Genomic DNA, 24,971 nt, shown 5'->3' with positions numbered 1-24,971 from the left:
AGAACGGGACCGACGGGATTCGAACCCGCAACTTCCGCCGTGACAGGGCGGTGCTCTAACCGGTTGAACTACGGTCCCAGATCTGATTCAGAACTCGCGAGACGCGCTCCGAAGAATCTGATCTGTGTCGCTTGCGCGACCTGATCAGTATCAACTGTCGCCCTGCCCTCCGTCAACAACTGAGCCATGGATCAGCCTGGTTTTGTCATGCGGGCGCCACCACAAAAAATCCCGACGACAGAGTCGCCGGGACATGAGGGAATACATCGGCTCAACACCGAATAACCAACAATTCAGGGACGGAATCCTGCAGGTTCGATGAGCCGAACCTGATTGCCGCGGGCTGTGAATTCACGCCCTTGATCACTCTGAACGACCACACGGCCGCCGGACTTGACGCGTATCACTCGGGCACGGACCCAGCCGAGGGCGGCTGACTCCAACACCTTCACAACATCACCAGGTTGAAGATCCAACTCCATGCTCAGAACCGGGAAACTGCACGAGGGGAACATCGGACGCGCCGTGGAGGACTCGAACCCCCGACATCAGGTTTTGGAGACCTGCGTTCTACCAACTGAACTAACGGCGCAAGGCGATGTACCCCTCAGCCAACGTTGAAGTTGGCAACTGATTGAACGAGGTCGAAACCTCAGCGATCGAAGCGCTGCTTCACGCGGGTGGCCTTGCCCACCCGTTCCCGCAGATAGAAAAGCTTCGCCCTGCGCACTTTACCGCGCCGTTCCACCTTGATGGAAGCCACCTGGGGGCTGTGCAGCATGAACACCCGCTCAACGCCGATGCCCTGGAAAATCCGGCGCACGGTGATGGTCTGGTTAAGTCCACCATGGCGCTTGGAAATCACCACGCCTTCGTAGGGCTGAACACGCTCCTTGTTGCCCTCGCTGATGCGAACACCAACGCGCACGGTGTCGCCCACGTAGATCTCAGGGAGATCATTCTTCTGCTGAGACGACTCAAAGGAGCGAATCAGAGCTTCAGGGCTCAGTTTCTTGGCAGGGGCACCGGAAGCATTGCTGGCCTTCGCCGCTGCCTCAGGTGCTGTTTCCACAGCCGTTTCGGTGTTGTCGTCGGTCACCGCTGTGTCCTTCGAATCGGCTGCCATCCCAGCTCCGCGTTGAATCGCCAAACTATGAGTGTACCTTTCGACGCCATCGCTCCATCAGGAGCCCTATGCCTGTGATGAGCATCCACAGCAGGCCGATGGCGTTGAGAAGAACGACGACCGGTTCCAGGGTGGAACCAAGCCATTCCCCCTCGTGCACGACCATTAACCAGTGAACCTGGTCTCGGCTGGCTCCGAACCAGTCCCGGGCCAGGCGGTAACTGACACCGGAGAACATCGTCACCAACAAGGGCGCCAGAACGAAGGGTGCAACGCTTCGATGCAGTTCCCGCAAGCGCGCAAGCAGCGACATGACCGGCATCAATTCGGTTGCTGTTGATAGCGTGACGGATATTGGGCTAAGCCATGAATCTCTTTGCTGATCTTCTGGCATCCACCCAGGCAGCGCAGGGGCAAGTGACGGCGACGGGCCCGCGCATTCAGAAGCGTCGCGGCGTTGAGATCAAATCAGCCCGTGAAGTGAAGATCATGCGCCAGGCCAGCCACATCGTCGCCACCGTGCTGCGGGAGGTGATGGGAATGGTGGAGCCAGGTCAGACGACGGGAGATATTGATGCCTATGCGGAAAAACGCATTCGAGAGATGGGGGCGACCCCAAGTTTCAAGGGCTATCACGGTTTTCCGGCGAGCATCTGCGCCAGCATCAACAACGAAGTGGTGCATGGCATCCCCAGTTCGAAGCGTGTGATCCGCCAGGGCGATCTGCTGAAGGTGGATACCGGCGCCTATTTCGAGGGCTACCACGGCGACAGCTGCATCACGATCTGCGTGGGAGATGCATCCCAGGAAGCACAGACCTTGAGCCGTGTTGCCAAGGAAGCCTTGATGGCTGGTCTGAGCCAGGTCAAAGCAGGTAACACCTTGCTGGATATCGCTGGAGCCGTTGAAGACCACGTCAAGGCCAACGGGTTCAGTGTTGTGGAGGATTACACCGGTCACGGTGTCGGCCGGAACCTGCACGAAGAACCTTCCGTGTTCAATTTCCGCACCGACGAGCTCCCCAACGTCACCCTGCGTCCTGGCATGACCCTGGCGATTGAGCCCATCCTCAATGCCGGCAGCAAGGCCTGCCGCACCTTGCGTGATCAGTGGACTGTCGTCACTCGCGACGGCTCTCTCTCGGCGCAGTGGGAGCACACCGTTCTGGTGACCAGTGATGGATGCGAGATCCTTACCGATCGGGGCGACTGAGGATCCGGCTGTAGAACCGCCGTCCAAGCTCGGTCAGAGGCATCAAGACATACGTCAGTGGGTTTGGTGTCACGATCACCAGGCGAAATCCCCAGCTCGCCTGGCGAAGCACTTGGCTTGCGACGAAATCGGCGCCCATCACCCCGATCGGATTGAGCGATGAGCGAAAGGGCCCGAGCACCAGCTTGCGCAGGATCAGGGCTTCTCGTCCGGTGGCATCAAGCACCGCACCGCGGATGCTCACCAGTTGCCCCAGCATTCGCTTGGTGAGTTCATACACGGGACTGACGGCAGGCTGAATTTCAGCCTCTGAGGTGTTGATCCACACCTCCCTCGGATCAGCCTGCGGCGATGCTCTGCTGATGTCCTCAAATCGCTGCATCAGCCTCCAGCTGCTCAAGGTGTTGATCTCCAGCGCCTGATTGATCACATCAGGGCTTTGGCCGCCTTGAGGATTGATCCCGTGGTTCAGCACCAGAACATCGAGCTCCTCCAGATCGGCGTCCAGGCTGGCTTCGTCTCCGCAGCTCCAGCTCACCCAACGGTGTGGGCCTTCCGCTTGCTCTGGAGGTATGGATCCGTGGGTGAAACCGACGACGTGGGCGCCTGCGGAACGGAAGCAACGGGCCAGGGCCGCGCCGAGGGCTCCACGAGCGCCTGTGATGCCGATCCGTTTGCCGAGAAAGGGGGACTGGGCCATGGGGCCAGCTTGGGGCATCCTTGAAACGAGCGGAGCACGAATCAAGCACCAGCTGTGTCAGATGCCGCCCAACTGGTTCTGTTCGCTCCCTACTGCGGTGGCGCCAGTCGCGAGCAGGATCTATCCGCAGCCCTGCAGATCTTGGGGCGGGGCGCACTGCAGGGGCGGCGTCCGGTGGCCGGAAGCGATGGACACCCCTACGAACTCCGCTGGAATGGGGTCGCTGCACCGATGGAGAGGCTGGACTGTCAGCTTCGTTTTCCCGGTCATCCCGAGGGAGATTTTGATTTCGCCGTCACCACTCATCAGCTGGTGGTCTTGTTGATGGATTGTTCCCATCTGCAGCCATCGGAGCCCGATTTGCCCAATGGGTTCTGGCAGTGGTTGTTGATCGAGCGCGGAGATGCTCCGGAACAAGCCTAGATTCAGTGGTGTCAGGCATCACCTCCATGGGAACGACACTGTTGATCGGATCGTGTGAGCCGTTCAGTGGGAAGTCGGCCCTTGTTCTTGGAATTGCTCAGCAGCTCGCCCGTGCCGGACAGCAGATCAGGTTCGGAAAGCCCCTGGCCACAAGCCTGGACTGGGATCCGAACCAGGGGCCGTTGCCTCAACCACTCATCGACGACGACGTTCGATTTGTTGGTGAAACGCTGAATCTGCCGCCTGAGCGTTTGATTCCTTCGATGCATCTGCTGTCTCCGACAACAGCTGCCCAGCGGCTTGGCCAAGGCGAGTTGGACGCTGGCCAAGGTTTCGCGGAGCTGCGCCAGTGCATTCAGTCTGACGATGGACTCACACTCTTGGAATGTGCGGGAAGCCTCCAGGAGGGTTTGCTGTACGGCCTCAGCCTTCCGCAGCTGGCCACAGGTCTCGATGCCAAGGTCGTTCTGGTGCACCTCTGGCAGGACAGCCGCAGTGTGGATGCGCTGCTCGCGGCCAAGCAGACCCTGGGTGACAGTCTGGTTGGAGTGGTGCTGAACGCCGTCACTCCAGAAGAGGTCGACAGCTTGGAGCGACAGGTGGTTCCTGCCTTGCAGGGCCTGGGCTTGCAGGTGTTTGGCGTTATGCCCCGTTCTCCTTTGCTGCGCAGCGTCACGGTCGGCGAGTTGGTGCGGCGCCTCAATGCCCGGGTGATCTGTTGCCAGGAACGGCAGGAACTGCTGGTGGAAACCCTGAGCATCGGCGCGATGAATGTGAATTCCGCCATGGAGTTCTTCCGCAAACGACGCAACATGGCTGTTGTGACGGGAGCTGATCGCACCGACATCCAGCTGGCCGCCCTTGAAGCTTCAACCCAATGTTTGATTCTCACTGGGGCTGGGGAACCTCTCCCTCAATTGATCAATCGCGCCGAAGAATTGGATGTGCCCTTGCTCAAGGTGGAGCACGACACCCTGGCCACGGTGGGGGTGATTGAGCAGGCCTTCGGCCATGTGCGCCTGCATGAAGCCGTGAAGGCCACCTATGCCTTCCGTCTTGTGGAGGAGCATTGCAAGCTTGATCAGCTCTTCAATGCATTGAATCTGACGGTGCAGCACGCTTGATGGTTGCTAACTTCCGATGAAATCAGGCGGCAAGTTTTCCTTGGGTCAGTCACTGGATCTGCCGGCTCTTGATCGGGTTGACACGCTTGCGCAGGAACTCGCTCTGCTTCAGGACAAAAGCCAACGAAGGATCGCCATTCTCGGTAGCCGCCATGTGCCCGTTGTGGCGGTTCACCTGATCGAATTGGTGGCTCGCTCATTGGTGCAGGAAGGCCATTCTCTGATCACATCCGGATCTCAGGGGGTGAATGCAGCAGTGATTCGCGGGTGTCTTGAAGTGGATCCCTCCAAGCTCACCGTGCTTTTGCCCCAGAGCCTCGATCGGCAGGTTCCTGAAATCCGCGATCTCCTGGATCGGGTGTTGCACCTTGTGGACAAGCCCGAGCAGGACGACCTGCCCTTGCCGATGGCCAGCAGTTTGTGCAATCAAGAGATCATCAACCGCTGTGATCAGTTGATCTGTCTCGCATTTCACGACAGTGAAACCCTGCTGGCGAGTGCACGAACTGCTGAGGACATGGGGAAGGTGGTGAGCCTTCTGTATTTCGACTGATCAGCCGGCGGCGCTGATCACGGCCCGCAGTCCCTCCACGTAGCAGATGCCAACGGCAGTCACCCCCGTAGCCCAGCAGAGTCCCCTCAGGGGTGGGATGTTGCCAACATAGGCAAACAGATAAACAAATCGGATACCTGGCCAGATCCACGCTGCTGCGATGGCCGTGGGGCTGCTTACTCCGCTAATCAGACACAACAGCATGGCCGGTGCCCCCAGGGTCAGTGCTTCCCAGCTGTTCTCCTGTGCCCACACGGCGCGCTGCCCGAAGGCGGGCAGCCGTTCAAACATCGCCCGAGGCGCTTGAAGATCCGCCATGGTGAAGTCGGCTTTGGCCCGTCCGGCACCGGTGAGCACGATGCTCACCATCACGACGGCTCCCATCAGGCAAAGGGCCCAGGCAAACGAAGGATTCATGACATCCAATCAATCCCTGGGACCCTAACGGGCTCAGGTGGGCCACACCCTGCTGGAGATCGATGGGTTTCTAAACTGGAGGATCGACAGGTTTGCGACATGGCCAGCACTTATTCCTTCGATGTGGTCTCTGACTTTGATCGTCAGGAGCTGGTGAACACCCTTGATCAGGTTCGTCGTGATGTTGGCAACCGTTATGACCTCAAGGATTCCGGCACCGAGATCGATCTTGAGGAAACGGAGCTGGTGATCACCACGGCCAGTGATATGACGCTTCAGGCGGTCGAGGATGTACTGCGAACCAAAGCGACCAAACGCAACCTCTCCCTCAAGATTTTCGATTTTCAAACACCTGAAACCGTCGGAGGCAACCGGGTGAAGCAGGTGGTGAAGCTGCGTAAGGGCCTCAGTCAGGAGATTGCGAAGAAGTTGAGCAAGATGGTGCGCGATGAGCTCAAAAAGGTGACGGTGGCGATCCAGGGTGAAAGTGTGCGGATCACCGGTAAGAGCAAAGATGATCTGCAAGCCGCGATTCAGCTCGTCAAGAGTAAGGAGGATGATCTTGATGTTCCTCTGCAGTTTGAGAACTATCGCTGATTAAAAGAAAGACTGGTCGGTGATCAACAACGAGTTTTGAAATTGCTTCGGCATGATTTTCAGTCTCGTCGCTCATGGTTGGCACGTTTTTCGCTGAGAGCTGACGTTTAATTGCTCAGGTCCCGGGCCCGTCGGGCATCGATGATCTTTGCCAGTTCCAGCACATAGCCTGCGGTGCACCAGCGTCCATGACTGCGAGATCGGTTTTCAGGGTCCGAACGGATTTCAGCGGTCTCGGCCATCACGAGATCCAGCTCTCCCTGCGGCAGGTCATAGAGCTCCTGTAATTCCAGTTCCCGGCTGAGCAGATGGCTGCGAAACCATTTGCGGTTTTGTTCCTGGGGCGGGATGTCTCGGCTCAAGGGGCATCACAGCGTGGATGTGTCATTCTCCGGCTATGCAGGTACTGAGCTGGGCCCAATTCGATCAGGCGGTGCAGCAGTTGGCTTCACGCTTTGCTGGTTCTGCGGTGACCGGCGTTTATGGGGTCCCCCGTGGGGGCCTGTGCCTTGCCGTAGCGCTCAGCCATGCCATCGATCGCCCCTTGCTCTCAGCACCTGAGCCATCAGCCCTGATTGTGGATGATGTCTATGAAACCGGACGCACCTTGCAGGCGTTGAAAGGTCAGGTGCCGCAGGCATCCTTTGCTGTTTGGGTCAGCAAGGTGCGTCCTGATTGGTGGGTGGCAGCCGAGGTTGCCGCGTCGTCGGAATGGCTGGTGTTTCCTTGGGAGAACCTTGAACAGGCCCGTGCCGATGAGCAGGCGTACCGCGCCTCCCGGGGCCTGTGATGCACAACAGCGCGCGCACGATTTATCTGGCGTCTCCTTATGGCTTCTCGGAGCAATGGAAGCGGCTGTTGTTGCCGGAATTCATCGGGGCATTGGAAGCCCTGGGATTGGAGGTCTGGGAGCCCTTTGCTCGCAATGGTCAGGTGAATCTGGCGGAACCGGGATGGGCCTATCGCGTCGCGCAGCGGGATCTGCAGGATGTGCGTGATGCCGATGCGCTGTTCGCCATCGTGAATGGAACGCCTCCCGATGAGGGGGTCATGGTGGAACTTGGTGCCGCCATTGCCCTGGGTAAACCCACCTTCCTGTTTCGGGATGATTTCCGCAGGTGCACCGATTCCGAGCAATATCCGCTCAACCTGATGGTGTTTGCCGGTCTCCCTGAGCGGGAGTGGCAGAAGTACGTCTACAGCGATGTGTCTGACATCACTGATCCCGACAAAGCCTTGGCCTGTTGGGCGCGATCCTGATGTTCGGTTGAATCGTGGTCTTTTGATGCTGCGCGCTCTTGGATGAGCGCATCAGGGCTGTGATGGTGTTGATCAGTTGATGTTTGCTTGCCTCAGTTCAAAGGGAGCAGGAAGAAGTTGTTCGAGTTGCCTTGTGCCCACACCATCGATGCTCACCTTGGCCTTGCTTGGCAGCAGTTCCTGCATCACCTGAAGGCAGGCGCCGCATGGCATCCGGGACCCTGGGGCTGCATCGCTCTGGGCATCGATGCAGCTCACGGCCAGTTCAATCGGTTGTTTGCCTTGGCTGATCGCCGTGAAAAGGGCGACCCGCTCTGCGCAGATGCTCAGGCCATAACTAGCATTTTCCACATTGCAGCCGTCGATCACACTGCCGTCATCACACCGCACTGCGGCCCCCACGTGGAAGTTCGAGTAGGGGCAATGGGCACGTTCGGCGGCCCGACGCGCTCGCGCCAGTAAACACTCAGCGTTGTTCTCGGCAGGAGCCATGGGCCGTTTCCAAAAGGCTGCTCAGGGTTTTCGTCCCAGCTGATTGGGTCAGCCGGGACTGCTGGCTGAGTTCGAATCCCTTTTGATCATCAATGACCAGATCTCCGCTCACAGCGACACGACTCTCCTAGGACCGCTGGAGGCGCCGGAGTCATTGAATGTGAGCGCTCCTAACGAGGCTTCGTAGGACCAGTGATAGGTCATGCGGGAGCCCGCAATCTGTTCAACACCGGAACTGCTGAAGCGCTCCACCAGGGGGGTGAGTCTGCTGTCGATCACCGTCCGAGGTTCAATCGCAGGGTTCTCACCCCGCTCAACCCGAAACTGCTGCTGCTTGAGCTGTCGGATGCCTGCAATCGGGCGCCTAGACCACCTGGCCTCCACGGTCTGAATGGTGCAGACCAGTGGAGGTGGAGGTGGTGCTGAGGCCAGCACGGAATGATCAGGCCACAGCCGCGAAGCTTTCACGGAAGGCGTTAATCGTCGCTTCGATGTCGGCGTCGGAGTGAGCCAGGGACGTGAAACCGGCTTCGAAGGCTGACGGTGCGAGGTAGATGCCCCGCTCGAGCATGGCGCGATGCAGTTTGCCGAAGCGTTCGGAATCCGTGCTCTTGGCTTCTTCGAAGTTGCGCACTGGTCCCTCGCAGAGGAAGAAGCCGAACATGGCGCTGACGCTGGCCGCTGTGATCGGCATGCCAGCGGATTGGGCGGCGTCCTTGATGCCCGCCACAAGCTTCTGGGTTGTGGCCGTCAGCTTCTCGTAGGTGCCGGGCTGCTTGAGCAGTTCCAGGGTCTTGATGCCGGCGGTCATCGCCAGGGGGTTTCCACTGAGGGTTCCGGCCTGATACATGGGTCCAGCCGGGGCCACCATTCCCATGATGTCGGCGCGGCCGCCGTAGGCGCCCACAGGAAGGCCGCCACCGATCACCTTGCCCATGGTCGTGAGATCTGGGGTGACGCCGAAATGTGCCTGGGCACCGCCGTAGCTGATCCGGAAGCCGGTCATCACCTCGTCAAAAACCAGCAGAGCGCCGTGCTCTTTGGTGAGTTCCCGCAAACCTTCAAGGAAGCCGGGTTCCGGTTGAATGAAGCCGGCGTTGCCGACGATCGGCTCGAGGATCACGCCCGCGATGGCGTCGGGGTTCTCGGCGAACAGGGCCTTAACGGCTTCGAGGTCGTTGTAAGGCGCCGTGAGGGTGTTGGCCGTGGTGCTGCGCGGGACACCGGGGGAGTCGGGCAGGCCGAGTGTGGCCACACCGGAACCGGCTTTCACCAGGAACATGTCCGCATGGCCGTGATAGCAGCCCTCGAACTTGATCACCTTGTCGCGGCCGGTGTAGGCACGGATCAGGCGCAACACAGCCATGCAGGCCTCGGTGCCGCTGTTGACGAAGCGCACCATCTCAACGCTGGGTACAGCGTCGATCACCATTTCGGCCAGGGTGTTTTCCAGGGCACAAGGTGCTCCGAAGCTGGTGCCCTTCTCGATCGCTTCCTGCAGTGCTGCGATCACCTCGGGGTGGGCGTGGCCGCAGATGGCCGGTCCCCAGCTGCCGATGTAGTCGATGTACTTATTGCCATCCACGTCCCAGGCATAGGGACCCTTCACCCGATCGAACACGATCGGCTGACCGCCAACCGACTTGAACGCCCGCACAGGGGAGCTGACACCTCCGGGCATCAGGGCCTGTGCTGCGCCGAAGATGGCCTGGGAGTGGCTGGTGTTCAACGCGGGAGCTGTCACTGGAACCGACGCCAAAGGGCTGATGCAAACCGTGCAACATCCTGACTCAGGAACGACCGGTTCCGTTTGCTGTGTTTCTTAATTGCCCACTTCGAACGCATTTTGATGCGTAGTCTTTGATCAGATCGAGATCGATGTGGCCCACGACTGGTCAGTGCTGGAGAGGGATCTGCGCCGATGTCTGCCCCCTCGGGCCATCGTGGCGAAGCGTCAGGAACTGCTTAGTTACGACTGTGACGGACTGACGCTTGAGCGCCACTGTCCGCCCCTGGCGGTGCTGCCGGAGACCACCGAACAGGTCGCTGCGGTGTTGCAGTGCTGCCATCAACACGGTGTGCCGTTTGTGGCTCGCGGAAGCGGCACCGGCCTCTCGGGGGGAGCGTTGGTGGATCAGCAGGCGCTTCTGGTGGTGACCAGTCGCATGCGTCGGATGCTCGACCTTGATCTGGCCAATCAGCGCGTCACGGTGCAGCCCGGGGTCATCAACAGCTGGGTGACGCGAGCCGTTGCAGGAGACGGGTTCTATTACGCCCCGGATCCCTCCAGCCAGGTGGTTTGCAGCATCGGCGGCAATGTGGCGGAAAATTCGGGCGGGGTGCACTGCCTCAAATACGGCGTGACCAGCAATCACGTTCTGGGGCTTGAGGTGGTCCTGCCCGACGGAACCATCACGCAGTTGGGCAACGGGCTGGCCGAATCCTGTGAACTTGATCTGCGCGGTGCGTTCATCGGCAGCGAAGGAACGCTGGGCATCGCGACGGCCATCACCCTTCGCCTGCTTCGGGCTCCGGAGTGCGTGAACGTGCTGTTGGCGGATTTCGCCACGATGGAAGCGGCAGGGGAAGCGGTGCGATCGGTCACCGCGAGCGGCCTTCTGCCGGCGGGGATGGAAATCATGGACAACGTCACCATCAACGCCGTCAATGATTTCTTCGGCTACGAAGAGTACCCCCGTGATGCAGCGGCCGTTCTGCTGATTGAGCTTGATGGGCAGGAGGCTGAGGTTCAGGCCTCTTCTGAGCGGGCCGAGGTGCTTTGTCGCGCGGCAGGAGCCCGTGGGCTGCGTCGGGCCCAAGACCCCACGGAATGCGCGGTGCTCTGGAAAGGCCGCAAATCTGCTTTTTCAGCGGTGGGAAAAATCACGCCGACCTATTACGTGCAAGACGGTGTCGTTCCCCGCAGCAGCCTTCCGTCGGTGCTTGCGGCGATTGAACGGCTCAGCCAGGAGCACGGCCTACCGGTGGCCAATGTTTTCCATGCCGGCGATGGCAACCTTCATCCACTGATCCTGTATTCACTGGACCAGCCCAATGTTGAGCGGAGTGTGAAGGAGCTCGGTGCCGCCATCCTGCGGGTGTGTCTTGATGCCGGTGGCAGCATCAGTGGAGAGCACGGCGTCGGCGCCGACAAGCGCTGCTATCTCGACTGGATGTTCAGCTCGGACGACCTGGAAACGATGGGGCTGTTGCGGTCTGCCTTTGATCCAGACAACCGTGCGAATCCCGGCAAGGTGCTGCCCACGCCGCGCACCTGCGGTGAATCGGCCAAAAGAATGGTGACGCTCCCCGCCGGCGTCGAGGTCTACTGAACAGGGTCAGAAGAACGGTTCATCCCCGTCGTCGTCGGTTGGAGGCCAGTCCAGGTCGACGCTAACAGGGGCGTGGTCGCTGGGTTGTTGGTTGCCGCGCATGCCTTTGTGGATGACGCAGCTGCGGGCGAGTCCCAGCAGCTCGTCGCATAGATAGATGTGGTCGATGCGCCAACCGCGGTCCCGATCCCAGGCACCGCTCCGGTAATCCCACCAGCTCCAGTGACCGGAATCCGGTTCGAACACGCGGAACACGTCCTGAAGCCGTTCACCGAGGGCGTCACGAAGGGCCTGGCGTTCGGCATCGCTCGCCATGATTCCGCCGGTCTGGCGGTCGGGGTCAGGAAGATCGCGTGCTTCGAGGCCGATGTTGAAGTCGCCGACCATGCAGAGCGGCTCGCCGCGTTGCTCCTGAGCATCGAGATAACGCTTCAGGCAGCCGAGCCAGGCCAATTTGTAGGGGTATTTCTCCGACTTCAGGCTTGATCCATTCGGGACATAAAGGTTGAGCACGCGAACGCCATTCAGCAGTGCGCTGATCACGCGCTTCTGTGCGCCGAGCTCGTTCGCTTCCGCATCATCCGGGAGCTCCCCAACAAAACCGTAGCGAACATCCTCCAAGGGCTCGCGGCTGATCAGGGCGACGCCGTTGTAGGCCTTCTGGCCATGGATGTGCACCTGCCAACCAGCAGATTTGAAGGCTTCCAGCGGGAACAGGGGGTCATCCACCTTGGTTTCCTGAAGACAGAGCAGATCCGGTTGCTCGCTCTCCAGCCAGCTGAGCACCTGATCCAATCGCGTGCGGACCGAGTTCACGTTCCAGGTGGCGATCTGCACGGCTGATCCAGTGGCGTCAAAGACCCTTAGCATCAGCCAACTCTGGATTCCGCTGATGTCTCGCCGTCTTGCGGCTGTCGCTCAGGCTCTGCTGTCTTCCTTGGTGGTGACGACGCTTCCGATGGGTGCAGGGGCCCAGGTTGAAGCTCCCTTTCAGAACCGCGAGGAACGCGAGATCTACGGCGACACCAACGGCAGCGGCTCAATTCTGGATGCCGCCAACCCCATGGATTTGTTGAACCAGATCCGACGGGCGACGGCCATGGACGACGCCACGCCTCCCTCCGATGCCATTGATGCTGCCCTCAAGGCCTATCAGAACCCTCCAGCGACGCCGTAGCGTTGGAGGGTTCTGATCCGATGCTGCGGGCTGCGCTCAATCCCAGCTGTGCTGCCACAACATCGATCAAAGGATCGATCCTTCCGTTGGCGTTCCGCCTTTCTCGGGCTTGCTTGAGCAGGGTTTGAACCGCCTCCGAATTGCCTTGCTCTTGCCGCAATAGGGCCAAGGCCAGCAGGGGCCTTGCATCTGTCTTGTTCTCCGTGGCCAGCTGGCCGTACAACCCCATCGCGGTCTGATCGGATCCGCTTTGTCGCAGCAGATCTGCCAAAAGCAAACCGATCTCCAAACGCTGGCCAGGCTCCAGGCCCTTGAACCGGGCCGTGAGCTCTGCTGTTACCTGATGCTGACGTCCCTGCTCTTGGCCCAGGAGCACCAGCAGCTGCAGAACCTGCAGATCATTCGGATGCAGCCGCAGCAGATGTTGGAGTCTGCGTCGGGCGGCCTCGGGCTGGCCATTGCGACGTTGCAGATCGGCTTTGAACAGGGTGAGTTCGCGCGGCGTCGAGCGGCCAGACAGCCACGGTTGCAGCACCACTTCGGCCTCTTGCAGGCGCTCCAGTGTCACCAAGCGTTCCAGCAGTAGGCCCCGTTCTGCTTCGCTGAGTACCTCCTGGTTCTGGAGCTGTTGCATCAGCAGCTCAACCTGCAGATCTTCAGCCTGGCGAGTGCTGCGCGCTCGCGTTTCCGGGGCCATCGATGCCGTGGCGACCCAACCGACCAGTGCAGCCCCCACCATGGACGCCAGCAGCAACAGAATCCGGCGCGGGCTGGGCATCCGATCTCGAATCAGCCACTTCAGTCTGAGGAGATTGCAGTGGGCTGGCTACAGTCTTCACAAGAGCTTTTGACTCCGCCCGGTTCAGCATCAATGCGCGCCCATCCGATTCCCCCGGTCACAGAGCCGTTGCAGTACCGGGCCATCGGTCTTGTGCGCGGCACTTACGCCCCAACCGACCCCGAGCAACTCACCCGTGGCACCTTGACCGATGCCCAGGGGGTCCCCCTGGAAACCGTCGTGCTCGGTCGGGTGCTCACTCTGATGCGGCGGCATCTGTCCCTGGATCAACCCCACCTCTGGGTCGTGTATCCCAGAAGCCGTGAAAGTGATCATCTGCATCTGCAGATCGCTGGGGTCTGGGAACCCAGCACCCTGGCTCCAGACCAAGCCGATGCCTCCGACACCCTGCCGGAAGGGGACGACTTCTTTTCCGTTCGAGGCGAGTTGATCTTCACCAAGCCTGAAACCGGCGAAATGGTGGTGAAGGTGCGGCAGCAGGCCCGTGCCGACGGCCACCGTCCGCTTCCCTTCAAGCTCCAGATCAAGGGAGAGCTTCCCCTCGAAAACCTGCGTCACTTCGTCAGCCTTGACCTGCGCCGCCAGGGCCAGGAACTGCACCTCGAAAATCACGACGTGATTGCTCCGATGCCGACCCGTGGCGGCAAATCCAAGGGAGGTCGTGGCCGTGCCACCTCCCGCGCTCGCAGCTGATGGCCGAGGGGGGGCAGGGCTCCACGGGGGCACTTCGGGCCGGCATTGCCGTTGCCGGTATCACTGCCCTCGGCGCTTTTGGTCCTGCCCTGGGTCTGTCTGCTGCCTGGATCGTTGTGGCGGTTGGGGGTGCCCTGGTCACCCTCAGCGTTGATGCCGCCACCTGGGAAGGCATGGGTGGGCACATCCTTGCCGAAGCTTTGCCCGGTGGGCAGGAGCGTCTGCGTCGGATTGCGGTGCATGAGGCGGGCCATGTTCTGATCGCGGAAGCGGAGCAACTTCCGGTTCAGCAGGTGCTGGTGGGAACCCTGGCCTGTGTGCGTGCAGGACTGCGCAGCAGCGGCGCCACGGAGTTCGCCGTGCCGGACAGCGTCCGCATGCCGCTTGAGGATCTACGCCGTTGGAGCCGGGTGCTTCAGGCCGGCATCGCTGCTGAGACCGTGGTTTTCGGCAAGGCCCGTGGTGGGGCCGATGACCGCGCTTTGCTGGGACGGCTTTGGGGACTGTCGGGCCATGACGTGGCCACCGCCCAGCGGGAGCAGCGCCGCGCCCGGCGGGAGATCGAGCAGCAGTTGCGTCAGCAGCGGGAGGTGCTTGACCAGCAGGCCGTTGTTCTGTTGGAGGCGGCTCCGCGTCTGGGGCGATGAGCGCGCTTTGGATTGATGCACCAACAGGGTTGGCAGGGGACATGCTCCTGGCCGCACTGTTGGATCTGGGTGTGGACCAGGCCGTGGTGGAGTCGCCTCTGGCGGCCCTCGGTTTGACGGGGCGCTATCGCCTCACTCAGCAGGAGGAGCGCAGTGCTGGTCTCCGAGGCATCCGCGTTGATGTGGAGGGTCTTGAGGATCAGCCGCCCCACCGCCATTGGTCGGGGATCCGTGATCAGATCAATGCAGCTGCTCTAGCGCCATCGCTGAAGCAACGGGTGCTCGCCGTGTTCACCCGTCTGGCGGAAGCCGAAGCCACCGTGCATGGAACTCCGGTGGAGGCCGTTCACTTCCATGAGGTTGGAGCCATCGATGCCCTCGTGGATGTGGTGGGTGTCTGTGCGGCGATTGACGACCTCAATCCAGCCAGGATCGTCTGTTCTCCGTTGCCTGCGGGGAGCGGAACGGTGGCAACCGCCCATGGCCTGTTGCCCGTGCCCGTGCCCGCCGTGCTTGAACTGGCACGACGTCACCGCATTCCTCTGCTTCAGGGCGGAGATCTGCCCACAGGTGAGTTGGTGACGCCCACGGGCCTCGCCCTGGTGTCGGTTCTGGCGGATCAGTTTGTCGCTCCTGAACGTTTGGTGGCTGACAAGGTTGGTGTTGGCCTCGGCCACCGCCAACTGGATCGCCCCAACCTGGTGCGCCTTGTGCTGCACACCCCAGCCGTTACTGCGGAGGAAGGTCCCCGTTGGGAGTCGTTGGTGGTGCAGGAAGCCTGGATCGATGACGCCACTCCAGAGGAGATTGCGGTGTTGATGAATCGCTTGCGTGATGCGGGAGCGATTGATGTGGCGGTGCAGCCGTTGCTGATGAAAAAGGGCCGCAGTGGTCAGTTGCTCACGGCGCTGGTGCGGGATGGGGATGCCAACCAGCTCCGCAGCCTCTGGCTTAGTGCTGGCAGCAGCATCGGCCTGCGGGAGCGGCGCCAGGGACGCTGGGTGTTGCCGAGGCGGCAGGGTGTGCTCGAAACCCCCTGGGGTCCCGTCGCTGCCAAACAGGTGCGTCGCCCCGATGGCCGTTGCACCGTCAAAGCCGAGGCGGATGCCCTTGAGGCTCTTCAGGCCAGCACTGGGTGTTCCTTTGATGAGCTGCGGGCTGCTGTTGCAGTAGCGCCGTTCGTCAGCACGGACGATTGGGCCTAGTGGGCAAGGTTCTCCGGCAACCCAAGCTCTGGATCACGCTGGCCAGCCTGATCTTCATCGCTGTGGCTTTGGCCCAGCAGGCGGGCCAACTTCGCCAGCTGAGCTTGGTGGCCAACGGTTGGTGGTGGCTGGTGCTGGGGCTGGGCCTCACCTGGCTCAGCATCCTGATCAATGGTTTGGCCTGGCGCGACCTTCTGATCTGGTTGAGACATCCTCCCCAGGGGGTTGCGGTGGTGCCGCTGTTTGTGCGGAGCAACCTTCTCAAGTACCTGCCGGGAGGGATCTGGCATCTGGTGGAGCGGGTCCGCGTGCTGCGTCCGGCGATTGGCGGCGGCCCTGCCCTGGCTGGGGTGATCCTTGATCCACTCCTGATCGTGGCGGCGTCCGTTCTTGTTGTGGTTGCTGGTGGATGGCAGCAGGGCCTTGCCCTGCTGGCTCCGTGGCCCGCGCTGTTGATGATGTCCCGCTGGCGCGAGCCCCTTCTGCGTCGACTGGAGCGTTCCAAGGCAGCGCAATTGCAGTCGGTTGGCAGTGGGCCCCTGGAAAGTGAGGGAAGCGGCCGCGGCGGCTATCCCTGGCGGCCCCTCAGCCTTCAGCTGCTGTTTGTGTTCTGCCGCTTTGCCGGGTTCTGGTGCAGCGTGCAGGCCTTCGGCATTCAAAGTCCGGCACCGTTCACCTGGCTTGCGGCCTTTGGTCTGGCCTATGCCGTTGGGCTGGTGGTGCCTGGTGCCCCCGGGGGGCTCGGGGTGTTTGAGGCCACCCTGCTGCTGCGTTTGGGTGCTGCCGTACCAGAGGCGCAGTTGCTCGCAGTGGTTCTCAGCTACCGACTTCTCTCCACCCTGGCTGATGTTGTTGCCAGCGGGGCCCTGGTGGCCGATCGGATGCTGGGCCAACGTTTGAAACGCCACCGCTGACCCCCGTGCTGTTGTGTTGCTGAGTCGTCGACGGATGCTGCAGTTGGTGCTTAGCACCGGTCTTACGGCAGCGGCCCTGCCCTTGAGCGCCGCCAGGGGAGTTGTTCAACGGGTTGGGCTGATCAGCGATCTCAACAGCAGCTATGGCTCCACCCGCTACATCCCTGCCGTGGATCAGGGGCTTGATCAGCTCATTGGCCTGCAGCCGGATCTGGTGGTGTGTGCTGGCGACATGATCGCGGGTCAGATGCGAGGCCTCACGGGTCAGCAGCTGGATGCCATGTGGCGGGGCTTTGAGACGTCGGTTCTGCAGCGGCTTCAGGCGGCGAAGATTCCACTGCTGCCAGCGATCGGGAACCATGACGGTTCACCGGGGTTTCCCGCGGATCGTGCCGCTGTGGGTCGGTTCTGGACCCCGATCCGTTCACGGATGGGATTGGCGTTTGTGGATGCCTCGCAGTTCCCGTTTCGCTACTCGGTGCTGCAGGACGGGATCTTCTGGTTGGTCTGGGATGCCAGCTCAGCCCGTGTTCCTGAGGATCAGCTGATCTGGGCACAACAGCAGTTGGCCAGCACCGAGGCACAAAAGGCTCGTGCTCGGTTTGTGGTGGGTCATCTCCCCCTGGCTGGGGTTGGTCTGGGCAAGGACCGCCCCGGTGAGGTGTTGGAGCAGGGAGGTGCACTTCAGGCCTTGATGGATGCCGCCGGCGTGCAGGCCTACATCAGTGGTCATCACCACACCTGGTTCTCCAGCCGTCGTGGACAGCTCGATCTGATCCAGCTCGGCGCCTTGGGCAGCGGCCCCCGGCGCCTGTTGCGTGGTGAAGCGCCAGCACAGCAGAGCTTCACCTTGTTGGAGATCGATGGGGGCAGGGGCACCCTGCGGGAGACCACCTACGCCGTGTCCACGGGACGGCCGATCTCCTGGTCAACACTCCCGCTCCGTCTCAACACCCGTGCTGGCTTGCTCCAGCGCAACGCATCAGAGCGTTTGCTGCGGGGGTGACGAGCCCTCTCGTCTGGAGGCGTGATCCAGGGTTGGCACCAAGGCCATGGCGGCGACCAGCCCCAGAACGAGGATCATCAGGGCCGGCAACATCGCTTCGGCCAGCCGTTCATCGCCGGCGTACTGGAACACGCGTACCGAGAGCGTGTCGAAGTCAAAAGGCCGCAGGGCAAAGGTGAGGGGAAGCTCTTTCACAGTGTCCACGAACACCAGCAGCAGTCCGACGGTGATCGGTCCGCGCAAGAGGGGGAGATGCACGCGTTGGAGCACGCGCTGCCACGGTGATCCCATCCCCGTCGCCGCCTCATCGAGGCTCGGGCTGATCCGTTCCAGGGCTGCGTCCAGGCCTCCTTTCGCCACCGCCAGAAATCGATCGCTGTAGCCCCACAGCAGCAGGAGCAAGGGGGCGACCTGCCAGGGGGCGCCCGTGAGCAAAAGGGCCAGAGCCAGGACGGTGCCGGGGATGGCGTAGCCCGTTCCAGCCAGGAAGGTGAGGCTTTTCAGCCATGGGGCGCTGGACCAGCGTTTGGCGATGGCCAGCACCAGTGCTGCCGTTACCGCCAAAACAGCAGCGACCAGAGCCAGCAAAAGACTGCGGCCGCTCAGACTGATCAGATCGTCGTTCCAGCTGGTTTGGAGCTGGTCCAAGTTGCTGGCGGCCCACAGCAGTGGGGTTCCCAGGCTCACGATCGGAGGGATCACGGCGAGCAGTTGCGCCACCCCAGCGCGGAATCCATGCAGGTGCCAAGCGGTTGCATCCCCGCCGGCCACGCCATCACTCCAGCGCCGACTGCGCCTGCGCAGGCTGCGTTCACACACCACCAACGTCAACACGATCACCAGCGTGATCAAGGCCAAGCTGATGGCGCCTGCGGGATCGCCGTTGGACTGCCAGGTTTCAAGGATGCCCGCGGAGAGACTCGGGATGCCGAGCAGCTGCACGGCACCCAGCTCATTGACCACTTCCATGCCCATGAGAGCGACGCCGGCTCCGATCGCGGGCAGTGCAATGGGCAAGGCCACACGCCGGAAGGCTGACCAGGGACCAACCCCCAGGCTCCGGCATGCCTCCAGCTGACGCTGGCCGCTGACGGAGAAACTTTCCGTGCTCAGCAGGAACACATAGGGGTAGGTCGTCAGGGCCATCACAGCGATACCCCACCCCATAGCGATACCCCACCCCATACCGTGAATGGTCCAGCTGTGGCGACTGCCCAGATCAACGAGGATCGCCGAGAGGAGATAGGCCGGCGTTGCCAGGGGAATCAGCTGGGCGATGCGCAGCCATGCCCGACCGGGAAAACGGCAGTTGCACAGCAGCCAACCGTTCGCAGTGCCAAGCAAGGTGCCCAGCGTTGCTGTTCCGAGCAGCAGCTGGATGGTGCCAACGATCTGGCGCATGCCATCGGGGCCAAGATCGCTGAAGCCGCTGTGCAAAGACGTCAGGGCCTCCCTTACCAGCGTCAACACCGGCCAGATCGCAACCAGGCCAGTGATGGAGGCGATCAGGATCAGGGCCAGCCGGGTTGGGCTTGGAACAACACTCCGGTTGGGCAGCAACTTCACTTCAGCGATGGGCCGGACACCGTTGTCGCGACGTGGTGTTGCGACATTGCCATGGAACGAGTCTGGCGATGAACGATGGGGATCTGCTCGAGGGCGTGCAAACCGCACACCGGCTTCGATCATTTGTCACACTCATAAGCTCGGTCGGTTCCCAAGCTTCATCTGATCTGTGGAACAGCTGCTCCCGATGGAGCCAACGGTTGCTTTGAACGGGGTCTGGCACAGCTACGGCGACGCCTCTGACGGCTGGACCCTGAAGGGGGTGGATCTTCAGGTGGCGCCAGGGGAGCTGCTGGGCCTGCTGGGCCCCTCCGGCTGTGGCAAGACCACTCTGCTCCGCTTGATTGCCGGCTTCGAACGCCCCCGGCGCGGCACGGTGCAGCTGGATCAGCGCATGGTGGCTGGAGATGGGATCTGGATGGAACCGGAACGTCGGGGCGTTGGCATGGTGTTCCAGGATTACGCCCTCTTCCCTCACCTGAACGCTTGGCAGAACGCCAGTTTCGGTTTGCCCCGGCGGAATCCCAACCGTGAGCGCGTGGCCTGGTTGTTTGCATTGCTGGGGCTGAAGGGGCTCGAGCAGCGCTACCCGCACCAGCTCTCCGGTGGCCAGCGGCAGCGGCTGGCGTTGGCACGCGCTCTGGCCCCAGCGCCCAGGGTGGTTCTGCTTGATGAGCCTTTTTCAAGCCTGGATGTGGAGGTGAGGCTCCGCCTGCGCAGTGAGCTCTCCTCCGTACTGGACGCCTGCGGTGCGAGCGGCGTGATCGTCACCCATGACCCCGGAGAAGCTCTGGCGATCTGCGATCGCGTTGCCGTCATGCGGGACGGCGTGCTGCATCAATGTGCATCGCCCCCCGAGATCGTGAGGTCACCGGCGACGCCTTTTGTTGGATCCTTTGTGCTTCAACGCAATTTGATTCCAGTGCAGGCCTATGGCCAAGGCCAGTTGTCTTGTCTCCTGGGAGATCTGGATGCATCGGCCCCATGGGTCCAGGCGGACCGCGAAGCCTCCGGTGACTGTTGTGTGCTCGTGGATCCGCACGACATCACTGTCGTCGCCGATGCCGAAGGAGAGGCCAGCGTCCTGGGCCGTGAATTTCTGGGGGATGCATGGGAGTACCGAATCCGTGTCGCGGATGTGCTGGTGCGGGCCCACTGTCCGATCGAACAGGAGCATCCTCCCCACACCCGTTGTCGCCTCAGCTTCAGGGATGGGGCCAGAGTCACGCTGCTTCCGCTTGGCCAGGCGTTGGCATAAAAAATCCCCCGCTGCAGCGGAGGATTGGGGAAAAAGAATTGATGGTTTCAGCGTTGGTGATGACGCACCGGGATGGGCACAAGCACCGGCTGGCGTAAGCCGCCACCGCCGTTGTCATCATCGGAATCAGCCAGAAGCAACAGCAGCAGGCTGGCAAGAACAAAAACCGTTCCGAGCAGCAGTGGTTCGACCATTGAGGTTTCTCCCATGGCACGCACAATAAGCACCATTCCTGGGTTCTGCTGAATCAGCTGAAACCTTTTCCTGCATCCGGTGCCACACAGGCCTTGAGTTGCTTCCGCAGTTTGTTGTGGTCGATGTTGCGGCCGATCAGCACCAATTGATTTTTGCGATCACCGGTCCAGTCGGTGTCGTCGATGGAAAAACGTTTGCCTGCCAGATGGAACACATGGCGGCGTTCGCTTTCGTTGAACCAGAGGATTCCCTTGGCCCGGAACACCTCCTGGGGCATCTGGTTGTCGAGGAAGTTCTGGAACTTGCGCAATGCAAAGGGCCCATCACTCTGGAACGACAGGGAGGTGAAGCCCTCGATGTCCTGGTGGTCACCGTGCTCATGGCTGTGGCCGTGACCGTGGTCATGCCCATGGCTGTGGTCATGCTCATGGTCATGGCTGCAGTGGCCATGGTCGTGGTCGCAGTCGCTGTGATCCAGGCTCGGATCGTCGGCGGGAGAACTCACCTTGTCGGATTCGAACAGTCCAACGCTGAGCAACAGGGCAAGAGGCACCTCCCCTTTCACCGACCGCAGGATCCGCGCATCGTTCTTGACGGCTCTGAGTTGCTGTTCGACAGCCTCAAGCCGCTCTTCGGAGACGAGGTCGCATTTGTTCAGCAGCAGGATGTCGCCATAAATCACCTGGGCCCGGCCAACTTCCGTGTCCAGAACGACGTCGTCGAAGTTTTCTGCATCGATCAAGGTGATGATCGAATCCAGGCGGGTTTGGTCCCGCAGCTCACTGCCAAGGAAGGTCATGGCCACCGGTAGGGGATCGGCCAGACCGGTGGTTTCGACGACGATGTAATCAAGCGGTTCTGGGCGTTCAATCACCCGTTCCACCGCCTCCATCAGCTCGCCGTTGATCGAGCAGCAGATGCAACCGTTGCTCAGCTCCACCATGTCTTCACCGGTGGTGACCACCAGATCGTTGTCGATCCCGATTTCACCGAACTCATTCACCAGCACCGCGGTCTTCACCCCCTGCTGATTGCTCAGGATGTGATTCAGCAGCGTGGTTTTCCCCGCTCCGAGGAAGCCGCTGAGAATGGTGACCGGGACGCCGGGACTGGCTGGTGCGGTGGTCATGCGCAAGGAACCACTCGACTCATGCTGGCAGCAGAGCGTCAATGGCGCTGGCCAGCTCCACATCCAGGCTGCTGAGGCTGCCGAGATCATGGGTGGTCAGGTCGATTGAAACGCGGTTGTAGACGTTGCTCCAGTTCGGATGGTGATTTTTGGATTCGGCCAGCAAGGCCACCTGTGCCATGAATCCAAAGGCCTCCACGAAGCTTTTGAACTGCAGTTCGCGGTGCAGCCTGTCTCCATTCACAACCCAGTTGGGCAGGGTTGTGCTGAGTGCCGACTTCTGGGCGGCGTCAAGAGGTTCAACTGGCATGGCAGCCCTGAATCACTCCTCCATCGTGGCCGGAGCCTGTCGTCAGTCACTCAGGTCATGCAATCGATCAATCATCAGATCGGTGTCGGTATCGATGCCGTCGTCGGTTTCCCAGGCGTTGGGGTTGTGGCGGGCCTGAATGGCTTGATTGATCCGTTCGCCATTGCGCAGGCTCAACAGGGTTTGCGGCGTGGCTGAAGTGTTCTGCGTGGTGCTTTCAGGGGTGGGGCGGCTCGATGGTTCACCGAACAGGTGACAGGCGATCGTTCTGGTGTGAGCAGAACTGCGGTGCTCCCAGAGGTAAACGGCTTGCCAGGTGCCCAGCAGCAGTTGGCCCCTGCTGACGCTGAGGCTCAGGGTCTGGCTGGTGAGCGCCGTTCGGATGTGGGCCGGCATGTCATCAGCTCCTTCGTCGTCATGGAGATAACGGCGGTGTTCTGGGACGGCATCGGCCATCCATGCATCCAGGTCCTGCAGCACCCGTGGATCGGCGTTCTCGTTGATGGTGAGGCTGGCGCTGGTGTGCAGGCAGGTGAGATGCAGAACGCCCTGGTCCAGACCCGTGCTGCGGATCCAGGTGTTCATCCGCCCGTCCAGTCGGGTGAATCCTCTTCCCGGGGTTGCCACTGTCATCTGATCCAGGATCTGCTGCACGCCCACCGCTCTCCAGCGTTCTTTCCTTACTTTGCGTGCTGCAGCACCGTCTGAGTCCATGGCCAGCCCATCTGCCCCCGATTTGACCCTGCTGTTTGACGGAGGTTGTCCGTTGTGTGTGCGCGAAGTTCGCTTTCTGCAGCAGCGTGACCGTCAGGCCCGGCTGGCTTTTGTCGACATTGACGCCTCTGATTACGACGCAGCGGCCCATGCCGGCATCAGTTACCGGGTGGCCATGGGCCGCATTCATGCCATCACAGGCTCCGGGGAGGTGCTGCGGGATGTGGCCGTCTTCCGTGAGGCGTATCGCCTGATTGGTCTGGGGTGGCTTTACGCACCGACCCGCTGGCCTTTGATCGGCAGCGTGGTCGATTGGGTCTATGGGATTTGGGCCGCCCGGCGGCTTCAGATCACCGGGCGCGCCGACCTTGAGACCCTGTGCCAAGGCCGCTGTGAGCTGAACTGACCCGTTCCTATCGAACGGTCTGCGGTTGTCGGTAGATCAGCTTGAGCGGCCAGAGAGTCATGGGCAGGGCGATCCCCAGGGCCAGCTGCAGCATCAATCGGCGCATGGGTCCAGAACGTCTGAACCGCTTCACCATGGCCTGCATCGCTGCTTCGATGCCACTCCAGGTGTCGTTAGGGTGATGGAAAAGGGGGCGAGATGGCTTCTGCCGCAACGGCTTGGGGGCAGCTGGGCGCCCATCTGAGAGAGACGCAGCTTCTTGGCTCGATTCAGAGCACCCTGTATTGGGACCAGAACACCCGCATGCCTTCTGCCGGGGCGTCCTGGCGAGGTGAGCAGCTCACGCTGCTGGCGACCCAGCTTCATGCTCGTCAAAGCTCTGCGGCCTATGCGGAACTGCTGGCCGCAGCGCGTCAGCATTGGAATTCCGCTGAGCGATGCCCTGAGCAGGGCCGCAATCTGGATCTGCTGGAACAGGACCTGCAGCGGCAGCAGTCCCTCGATCCAGCGCTCGTCGCCGCCTTGGCCAAGGCCAAGGCCGAGGGTTACAACCGGTGGCAGCAGGCTCGATCGGCCTCTGATTTCAGCCTCTTCGCACCGGCGCTTCAGACCCTGATTGATTTGCGTCAGGAGCAGGCCAAACAGCTGGATGAGCCGCGCTCCTGTTGGGAGACCCTGGCGCAACCCTTCGAACCGGATCTGCGTCTGGAGCGTCTCGAGGCCTTGTTTGCTCCGTTACGACAACGGTTGCCGCAATTGGTTGCTCAGGCATCCACCCGGCCACGCCCACGATCAGCGGACTGGGATCTCGAGGAGTCCAGCCAGCAAGATCTCTGTGATGAGCTGCTCGGTGCATGGGGCCGCAATCCCGCCATCACCTGCATGGCACGTTCGCCTCACCCCTTCTCGATCACGTTGGGACCGGCCGATTACCGCATCACCACGCGTGTGGTGCCTGGCCAGCCCTTGTCGTGCTTCCTGGCTACGGCCCACGAATGGGGGCATTCCCTTTACGAACAGGGGTTGCCTGACCAGAGCCACCAATGGTTCGCCTGGCCTCTGGGGCAGGCCACCTCGATGGCGGTGCATGAAAGTCAGTCGCTGTTCTGGGAGAACCGTGTTGCCCGGAGCCGTCCGTTCGCAGAGCAGTGGTGGAAGCGTTTTGCGCAGGTGGGGGCTCCCTTCAGCGGAACCCAGGACATGTGGCAGGCGATGAATCCGATGGCACCTGGTTTGAACCGGGTGGAGGCTGATGAACTCAGCTATGGCTTGCACATCCTGATCCGCACGGATCTCGAGATTGCTCTGCTGGAGCAGGGTTTGGCGGTGAACGATCTCCCAGATGAATGGAACCGGCGCTATCAGGAACTCCTGGGGGTGCGGCCGATGAACGATGCCGAGGGATGCCTTCAAGATGTGCACTGGAGTGAAGGCCTGTTTGGCTATTTCCCCTCGTATCTATTGGGGCACTTGATCAGTGCACAGTTGAGCGAAGCGATGGCGGAGGCCATCGGGTCTCCGGAGGAGCATCTGGAGCGCGGCGATGTCACGCCCTTGCTGGCTTGGCTGCGTGAGCACGTTCACCCGCTCGGACGCAGTGTGAATGCCGATCAACTGGTGGAAAGGGTCACCGGTCGGCCGCTCAGCACCGATGCCTTCCTCGACTATTTGGAGAACAAGCTTGATCGGCTGCAACCTGCCCCCTAGCCGCGTGCA

General features: G+C 61.4%; 34 protein-coding genes and 2 tRNA genes. 17 read left to right on the top strand and 19 right to left on the bottom strand.

The features are described 5' to 3' along the window. Positions 1 to 4: 4 nt before the first annotated feature. From DXY33_RS06095 to DXY33_RS06075, 5 genes are all read right to left on the bottom strand, one after another. A tRNA-Asp gene (locus tag DXY33_RS06095) sits at positions 5 to 78 on the bottom strand. A 215-nt stretch (positions 79 to 293) separates the two neighbouring features. Beyond that, the gene (locus DXY33_RS06090) at positions 294 to 482 is read right to left on the bottom strand and encodes a hyperconserved protein Hcp (RefSeq protein WP_006043540.1); all 189 of its coding nucleotides are present in this window, start codon (positions 480 to 482) and stop codon (positions 294 to 296) included. Positions 483 to 519: 37 nt separating this feature from the next. Further along, positions 520 to 592: transfer RNA gene (locus DXY33_RS06085), tRNA-Trp, on the bottom strand. A 60-nt stretch (positions 593 to 652) separates the two neighbouring features. Next, entirely contained in the window at positions 653 to 1,126 is a 474-nt protein-coding gene (rplS, locus tag DXY33_RS06080; protein ID WP_115132150.1) for a 50S ribosomal protein L19, read from the bottom strand. 25 nt (positions 1,127 to 1,151) lie between these two features. Beyond that, complete coding sequence (locus DXY33_RS06075; RefSeq protein WP_115132149.1) at positions 1,152 to 1,439, bottom strand: PepSY domain-containing protein; 288 nt, start codon at positions 1,437 to 1,439, stop codon at positions 1,152 to 1,154. Positions 1,440 to 1,492: 53 nt separating this feature from the next. Between DXY33_RS06075 and map the strand changes: the two genes are divergently transcribed. Continuing rightward, positions 1,493 to 2,338, top strand: coding sequence for a type I methionyl aminopeptidase (map, locus tag DXY33_RS06070; RefSeq protein ID WP_115132148.1), 846 nt, complete (start codon positions 1,493 to 1,495; stop codon positions 2,336 to 2,338). Here the strand turns inward: map and DXY33_RS06065 are convergent. Next, positions 2,319 to 3,056 carry an SDR family oxidoreductase gene (locus DXY33_RS06065; RefSeq protein ID WP_115132147.1) on the bottom strand — a complete coding sequence of 246 codons (738 nt, stop codon included), beginning with the start codon at positions 3,054 to 3,056 and terminating at the stop codon, positions 2,319 to 2,321. The genes map and DXY33_RS06065 overlap by 20 nt on opposite strands. A gap of 36 nt (positions 3,057 to 3,092) precedes the next feature. Here DXY33_RS06065 and ebsA point away from each other — a divergent pair, with 36 nt between their 5' ends. From ebsA to DXY33_RS06050, 3 genes are read left to right on the top strand one after another with little or no spacing between them, the layout of a single operon-like run. After that, a complete protein-coding gene (ebsA, locus tag DXY33_RS06060; protein WP_115132146.1) occupies positions 3,093 to 3,461 on the top strand; it encodes a type IV pilus biogenesis protein EbsA in 369 nt (122 codons plus the stop codon). A gap of 26 nt (positions 3,462 to 3,487) precedes the next feature. Further along, complete coding sequence (locus DXY33_RS06055; RefSeq protein ID WP_115132263.1) at positions 3,488 to 4,585, top strand: phosphotransacetylase family protein; 1,098 nt, start codon at positions 3,488 to 3,490, stop codon at positions 4,583 to 4,585. A 16-nt stretch (positions 4,586 to 4,601) separates the two neighbouring features. After that, positions 4,602 to 5,138, top strand: coding sequence for a hypothetical protein (locus tag DXY33_RS06050; protein ID WP_006851763.1), 537 nt, complete (start codon positions 4,602 to 4,604; stop codon positions 5,136 to 5,138). On the opposite strand, the gene DXY33_RS06045 is transcribed toward DXY33_RS06050, so the two are convergent. Beyond that, the gene (locus DXY33_RS06045; RefSeq protein ID WP_170950963.1) at positions 5,139 to 5,555 is read right to left on the bottom strand and encodes an MAPEG family protein; all 417 of its coding nucleotides are present in this window, start codon (positions 5,553 to 5,555) and stop codon (positions 5,139 to 5,141) included. It lies immediately after the preceding gene. Between the two features lie 99 nt (positions 5,556 to 5,654). Here DXY33_RS06045 and DXY33_RS06040 point away from each other — a divergent pair, with 99 nt between their 5' ends. Continuing rightward, the gene (locus tag DXY33_RS06040) at positions 5,655 to 6,152 is read left to right on the top strand and encodes a YajQ family cyclic di-GMP-binding protein (protein WP_006850457.1); all 498 of its coding nucleotides are present in this window, start codon (positions 5,655 to 5,657) and stop codon (positions 6,150 to 6,152) included. A gap of 107 nt (positions 6,153 to 6,259) precedes the next feature. On the opposite strand, the gene DXY33_RS06035 is transcribed toward DXY33_RS06040, so the two are convergent. Next, the gene (locus DXY33_RS06035; protein ID WP_115132144.1) at positions 6,260 to 6,514 is read right to left on the bottom strand and encodes a hypothetical protein; all 255 of its coding nucleotides are present in this window, start codon (positions 6,512 to 6,514) and stop codon (positions 6,260 to 6,262) included. Positions 6,515 to 6,549: 35 nt separating this feature from the next. Between DXY33_RS06035 and DXY33_RS06030 the strand changes: the two genes are divergently transcribed. Both DXY33_RS06030 and DXY33_RS06025 read left to right on the top strand, forming a co-directional pair. Next, positions 6,550 to 6,942 carry a phosphoribosyltransferase gene (locus DXY33_RS06030; protein ID WP_115010404.1) on the top strand — a complete coding sequence of 131 codons (393 nt, stop codon included), beginning with the start codon at positions 6,550 to 6,552 and terminating at the stop codon, positions 6,940 to 6,942. Continuing rightward, positions 6,942 to 7,412 (top strand): nucleoside 2-deoxyribosyltransferase, encoded by a 471-nt coding sequence (locus DXY33_RS06025; RefSeq protein WP_115132143.1) that lies wholly within the window; start codon positions 6,942 to 6,944, stop codon positions 7,410 to 7,412. The genes DXY33_RS06030 and DXY33_RS06025 overlap by 1 nt, the downstream gene beginning before the upstream one ends. Positions 7,413 to 7,484: 72 nt before the next feature. Here DXY33_RS06025 and DXY33_RS06020 read toward each other — a convergent pair whose 3' ends face one another. From DXY33_RS06020 to hemL, 3 genes are all read right to left on the bottom strand, one after another. Further along, on the bottom strand, positions 7,485 to 7,904 hold the full coding sequence (locus DXY33_RS06020; RefSeq protein ID WP_115132142.1) for a cytidine deaminase: 420 nt from the start codon (positions 7,902 to 7,904) through the stop codon (positions 7,485 to 7,487). A gap of 108 nt (positions 7,905 to 8,012) precedes the next feature. After that, on the bottom strand, positions 8,013 to 8,288 hold the full coding sequence (locus tag DXY33_RS06015; RefSeq protein WP_244275898.1) for a hypothetical protein: 276 nt from the start codon (positions 8,286 to 8,288) through the stop codon (positions 8,013 to 8,015). A 58-nt stretch (positions 8,289 to 8,346) separates the two neighbouring features. Further along, positions 8,347 to 9,648, bottom strand: a complete 1,302-nt coding sequence (hemL, locus tag DXY33_RS06010) for a glutamate-1-semialdehyde 2,1-aminomutase (protein WP_071823045.1) — start codon at positions 9,646 to 9,648, stop codon at positions 8,347 to 8,349. Between the two features lie 136 nt (positions 9,649 to 9,784). On the opposite strand from hemL, the gene DXY33_RS06005 reads away from it, so the two are divergent. Next, positions 9,785 to 11,236 (top strand): FAD-linked oxidase C-terminal domain-containing protein, encoded by a 1,452-nt coding sequence (locus tag DXY33_RS06005; protein ID WP_115132141.1) that lies wholly within the window; start codon positions 9,785 to 9,787, stop codon positions 11,234 to 11,236. Between the two features lie 6 nt (positions 11,237 to 11,242). Here the strand turns inward: DXY33_RS06005 and xth are convergent, their stop codons facing one another. Further along, on the bottom strand, positions 11,243 to 12,106 hold the full coding sequence (gene xth, locus DXY33_RS06000; RefSeq protein ID WP_115132140.1) for an exodeoxyribonuclease III: 864 nt from the start codon (positions 12,104 to 12,106) through the stop codon (positions 11,243 to 11,245). A 22-nt stretch (positions 12,107 to 12,128) separates the two neighbouring features. Between xth and DXY33_RS05995 the strand changes: the two genes are divergently transcribed. Further along, positions 12,129 to 12,413 (top strand): hypothetical protein, encoded by a 285-nt coding sequence (locus tag DXY33_RS05995; protein WP_244275896.1) that lies wholly within the window; start codon positions 12,129 to 12,131, stop codon positions 12,411 to 12,413. On the opposite strand, the gene DXY33_RS05990 is transcribed toward DXY33_RS05995, so the two are convergent. Continuing rightward, complete coding sequence (locus DXY33_RS05990) at positions 12,379 to 13,191, bottom strand: hypothetical protein (RefSeq protein ID WP_244275894.1); 813 nt, start codon at positions 13,189 to 13,191, stop codon at positions 12,379 to 12,381. The genes DXY33_RS05995 and DXY33_RS05990 overlap by 35 nt on opposite strands. Before the next feature lie 93 nt (positions 13,192 to 13,284). Between DXY33_RS05990 and DXY33_RS05985 the strand changes: the two genes are divergently transcribed. From DXY33_RS05985 to DXY33_RS05965, 5 genes are read left to right on the top strand one after another with little or no spacing between them, the layout of a single operon-like run. After that, positions 13,285 to 13,905 (top strand): hypothetical protein, encoded by a 621-nt coding sequence (locus tag DXY33_RS05985; RefSeq protein WP_114988283.1) that lies wholly within the window; start codon positions 13,285 to 13,287, stop codon positions 13,903 to 13,905. Further along, positions 13,905 to 14,552, top strand: coding sequence for a hypothetical protein (locus DXY33_RS05980; protein ID WP_115132139.1), 648 nt, complete (start codon positions 13,905 to 13,907; stop codon positions 14,550 to 14,552). Before DXY33_RS05985 ends, DXY33_RS05980 begins: the two co-directional genes overlap by 1 nt. Next, a complete protein-coding gene (larC, locus tag DXY33_RS05975) occupies positions 14,549 to 15,757 on the top strand; it encodes a nickel pincer cofactor biosynthesis protein LarC (protein ID WP_115132138.1) in 1,209 nt (402 codons plus the stop codon). Before DXY33_RS05980 ends, larC begins: the two co-directional genes overlap by 4 nt. After that, positions 15,757 to 16,671, top strand: coding sequence for a lysylphosphatidylglycerol synthase domain-containing protein (locus DXY33_RS05970; RefSeq protein WP_115132137.1), 915 nt, complete (start codon positions 15,757 to 15,759; stop codon positions 16,669 to 16,671). The genes larC and DXY33_RS05970 overlap by 1 nt, the downstream gene beginning before the upstream one ends. A gap of 13 nt (positions 16,672 to 16,684) precedes the next feature. Continuing rightward, a complete protein-coding gene (locus DXY33_RS05965) occupies positions 16,685 to 17,677 on the top strand; it encodes a metallophosphoesterase (protein ID WP_371634630.1) in 993 nt (330 codons plus the stop codon). On the opposite strand, the gene DXY33_RS05960 is transcribed toward DXY33_RS05965, so the two are convergent. Then, the gene (locus DXY33_RS05960; protein ID WP_244275890.1) at positions 17,654 to 19,366 is read right to left on the bottom strand and encodes an iron ABC transporter permease; all 1,713 of its coding nucleotides are present in this window, start codon (positions 19,364 to 19,366) and stop codon (positions 17,654 to 17,656) included. The genes DXY33_RS05965 and DXY33_RS05960 overlap by 24 nt on opposite strands. A gap of 64 nt (positions 19,367 to 19,430) precedes the next feature. Here DXY33_RS05960 and DXY33_RS05955 point away from each other — a divergent pair, with 64 nt between their 5' ends. Then, positions 19,431 to 20,501, top strand: coding sequence for an ABC transporter ATP-binding protein (locus DXY33_RS05955; RefSeq protein ID WP_115132259.1), 1,071 nt, complete (start codon positions 19,431 to 19,433; stop codon positions 20,499 to 20,501). 47 nt (positions 20,502 to 20,548) lie between these two features. Here DXY33_RS05955 and DXY33_RS05950 read toward each other — a convergent pair whose 3' ends face one another. Genes DXY33_RS05950 through DXY33_RS05935 form a run of 4 tightly spaced genes read right to left on the bottom strand, consistent with a single transcriptional unit; the run spans position 20,549 to position 22,849 of the window. Beyond that, positions 20,549 to 20,731, bottom strand: a complete 183-nt coding sequence (locus DXY33_RS05950) for a hypothetical protein (RefSeq protein WP_115010413.1) — start codon at positions 20,729 to 20,731, stop codon at positions 20,549 to 20,551. Positions 20,732 to 20,748: 17 nt separating this feature from the next. Beyond that, positions 20,749 to 21,825, bottom strand: a complete 1,077-nt coding sequence (locus DXY33_RS05945; protein WP_115132136.1) for a GTP-binding protein — start codon at positions 21,823 to 21,825, stop codon at positions 20,749 to 20,751. A 19-nt stretch (positions 21,826 to 21,844) separates the two neighbouring features. Continuing rightward, on the bottom strand, positions 21,845 to 22,135 hold the full coding sequence (locus tag DXY33_RS05940; RefSeq protein WP_115132135.1) for a 4a-hydroxytetrahydrobiopterin dehydratase: 291 nt from the start codon (positions 22,133 to 22,135) through the stop codon (positions 21,845 to 21,847). Between the two features lie 42 nt (positions 22,136 to 22,177). After that, positions 22,178 to 22,849 (bottom strand): secondary thiamine-phosphate synthase enzyme YjbQ, encoded by a 672-nt coding sequence (locus DXY33_RS05935; protein WP_371634626.1) that lies wholly within the window; start codon positions 22,847 to 22,849, stop codon positions 22,178 to 22,180. Between DXY33_RS05935 and DXY33_RS05930 the strand changes: the two genes are divergently transcribed. Continuing rightward, on the top strand, positions 22,848 to 23,255 hold the full coding sequence (locus tag DXY33_RS05930) for a thiol-disulfide oxidoreductase DCC family protein (protein WP_114987985.1): 408 nt from the start codon (positions 22,848 to 22,850) through the stop codon (positions 23,253 to 23,255). The two genes, DXY33_RS05935 and DXY33_RS05930, sit on opposite strands and share 2 nt — an antisense overlap. A 7-nt stretch (positions 23,256 to 23,262) precedes the next feature. Here the strand turns inward: DXY33_RS05930 and DXY33_RS12270 are convergent, their stop codons facing one another. Continuing rightward, complete coding sequence (locus DXY33_RS12270; RefSeq protein WP_170950962.1) at positions 23,263 to 23,469, bottom strand: hypothetical protein; 207 nt, start codon at positions 23,467 to 23,469, stop codon at positions 23,263 to 23,265. Here DXY33_RS12270 and DXY33_RS05925 point away from each other — a divergent pair. Further along, a complete protein-coding gene (locus DXY33_RS05925) occupies positions 23,454 to 24,962 on the top strand; it encodes a carboxypeptidase M32 (protein ID WP_115132133.1) in 1,509 nt (502 codons plus the stop codon). The genes DXY33_RS12270 and DXY33_RS05925 overlap by 16 nt on opposite strands. Positions 24,963 to 24,971: the final 9 nt, after the last annotated feature.

The organism is Synechococcus sp. N26, from assembly GCF_900473975.1.
Lineage (GTDB): Bacteria > Cyanobacteriota > Cyanobacteriia > PCC-6307 > Cyanobiaceae > Parasynechococcus.
This window is presented reverse-complemented; position numbering and strand designations above follow the sequence as displayed.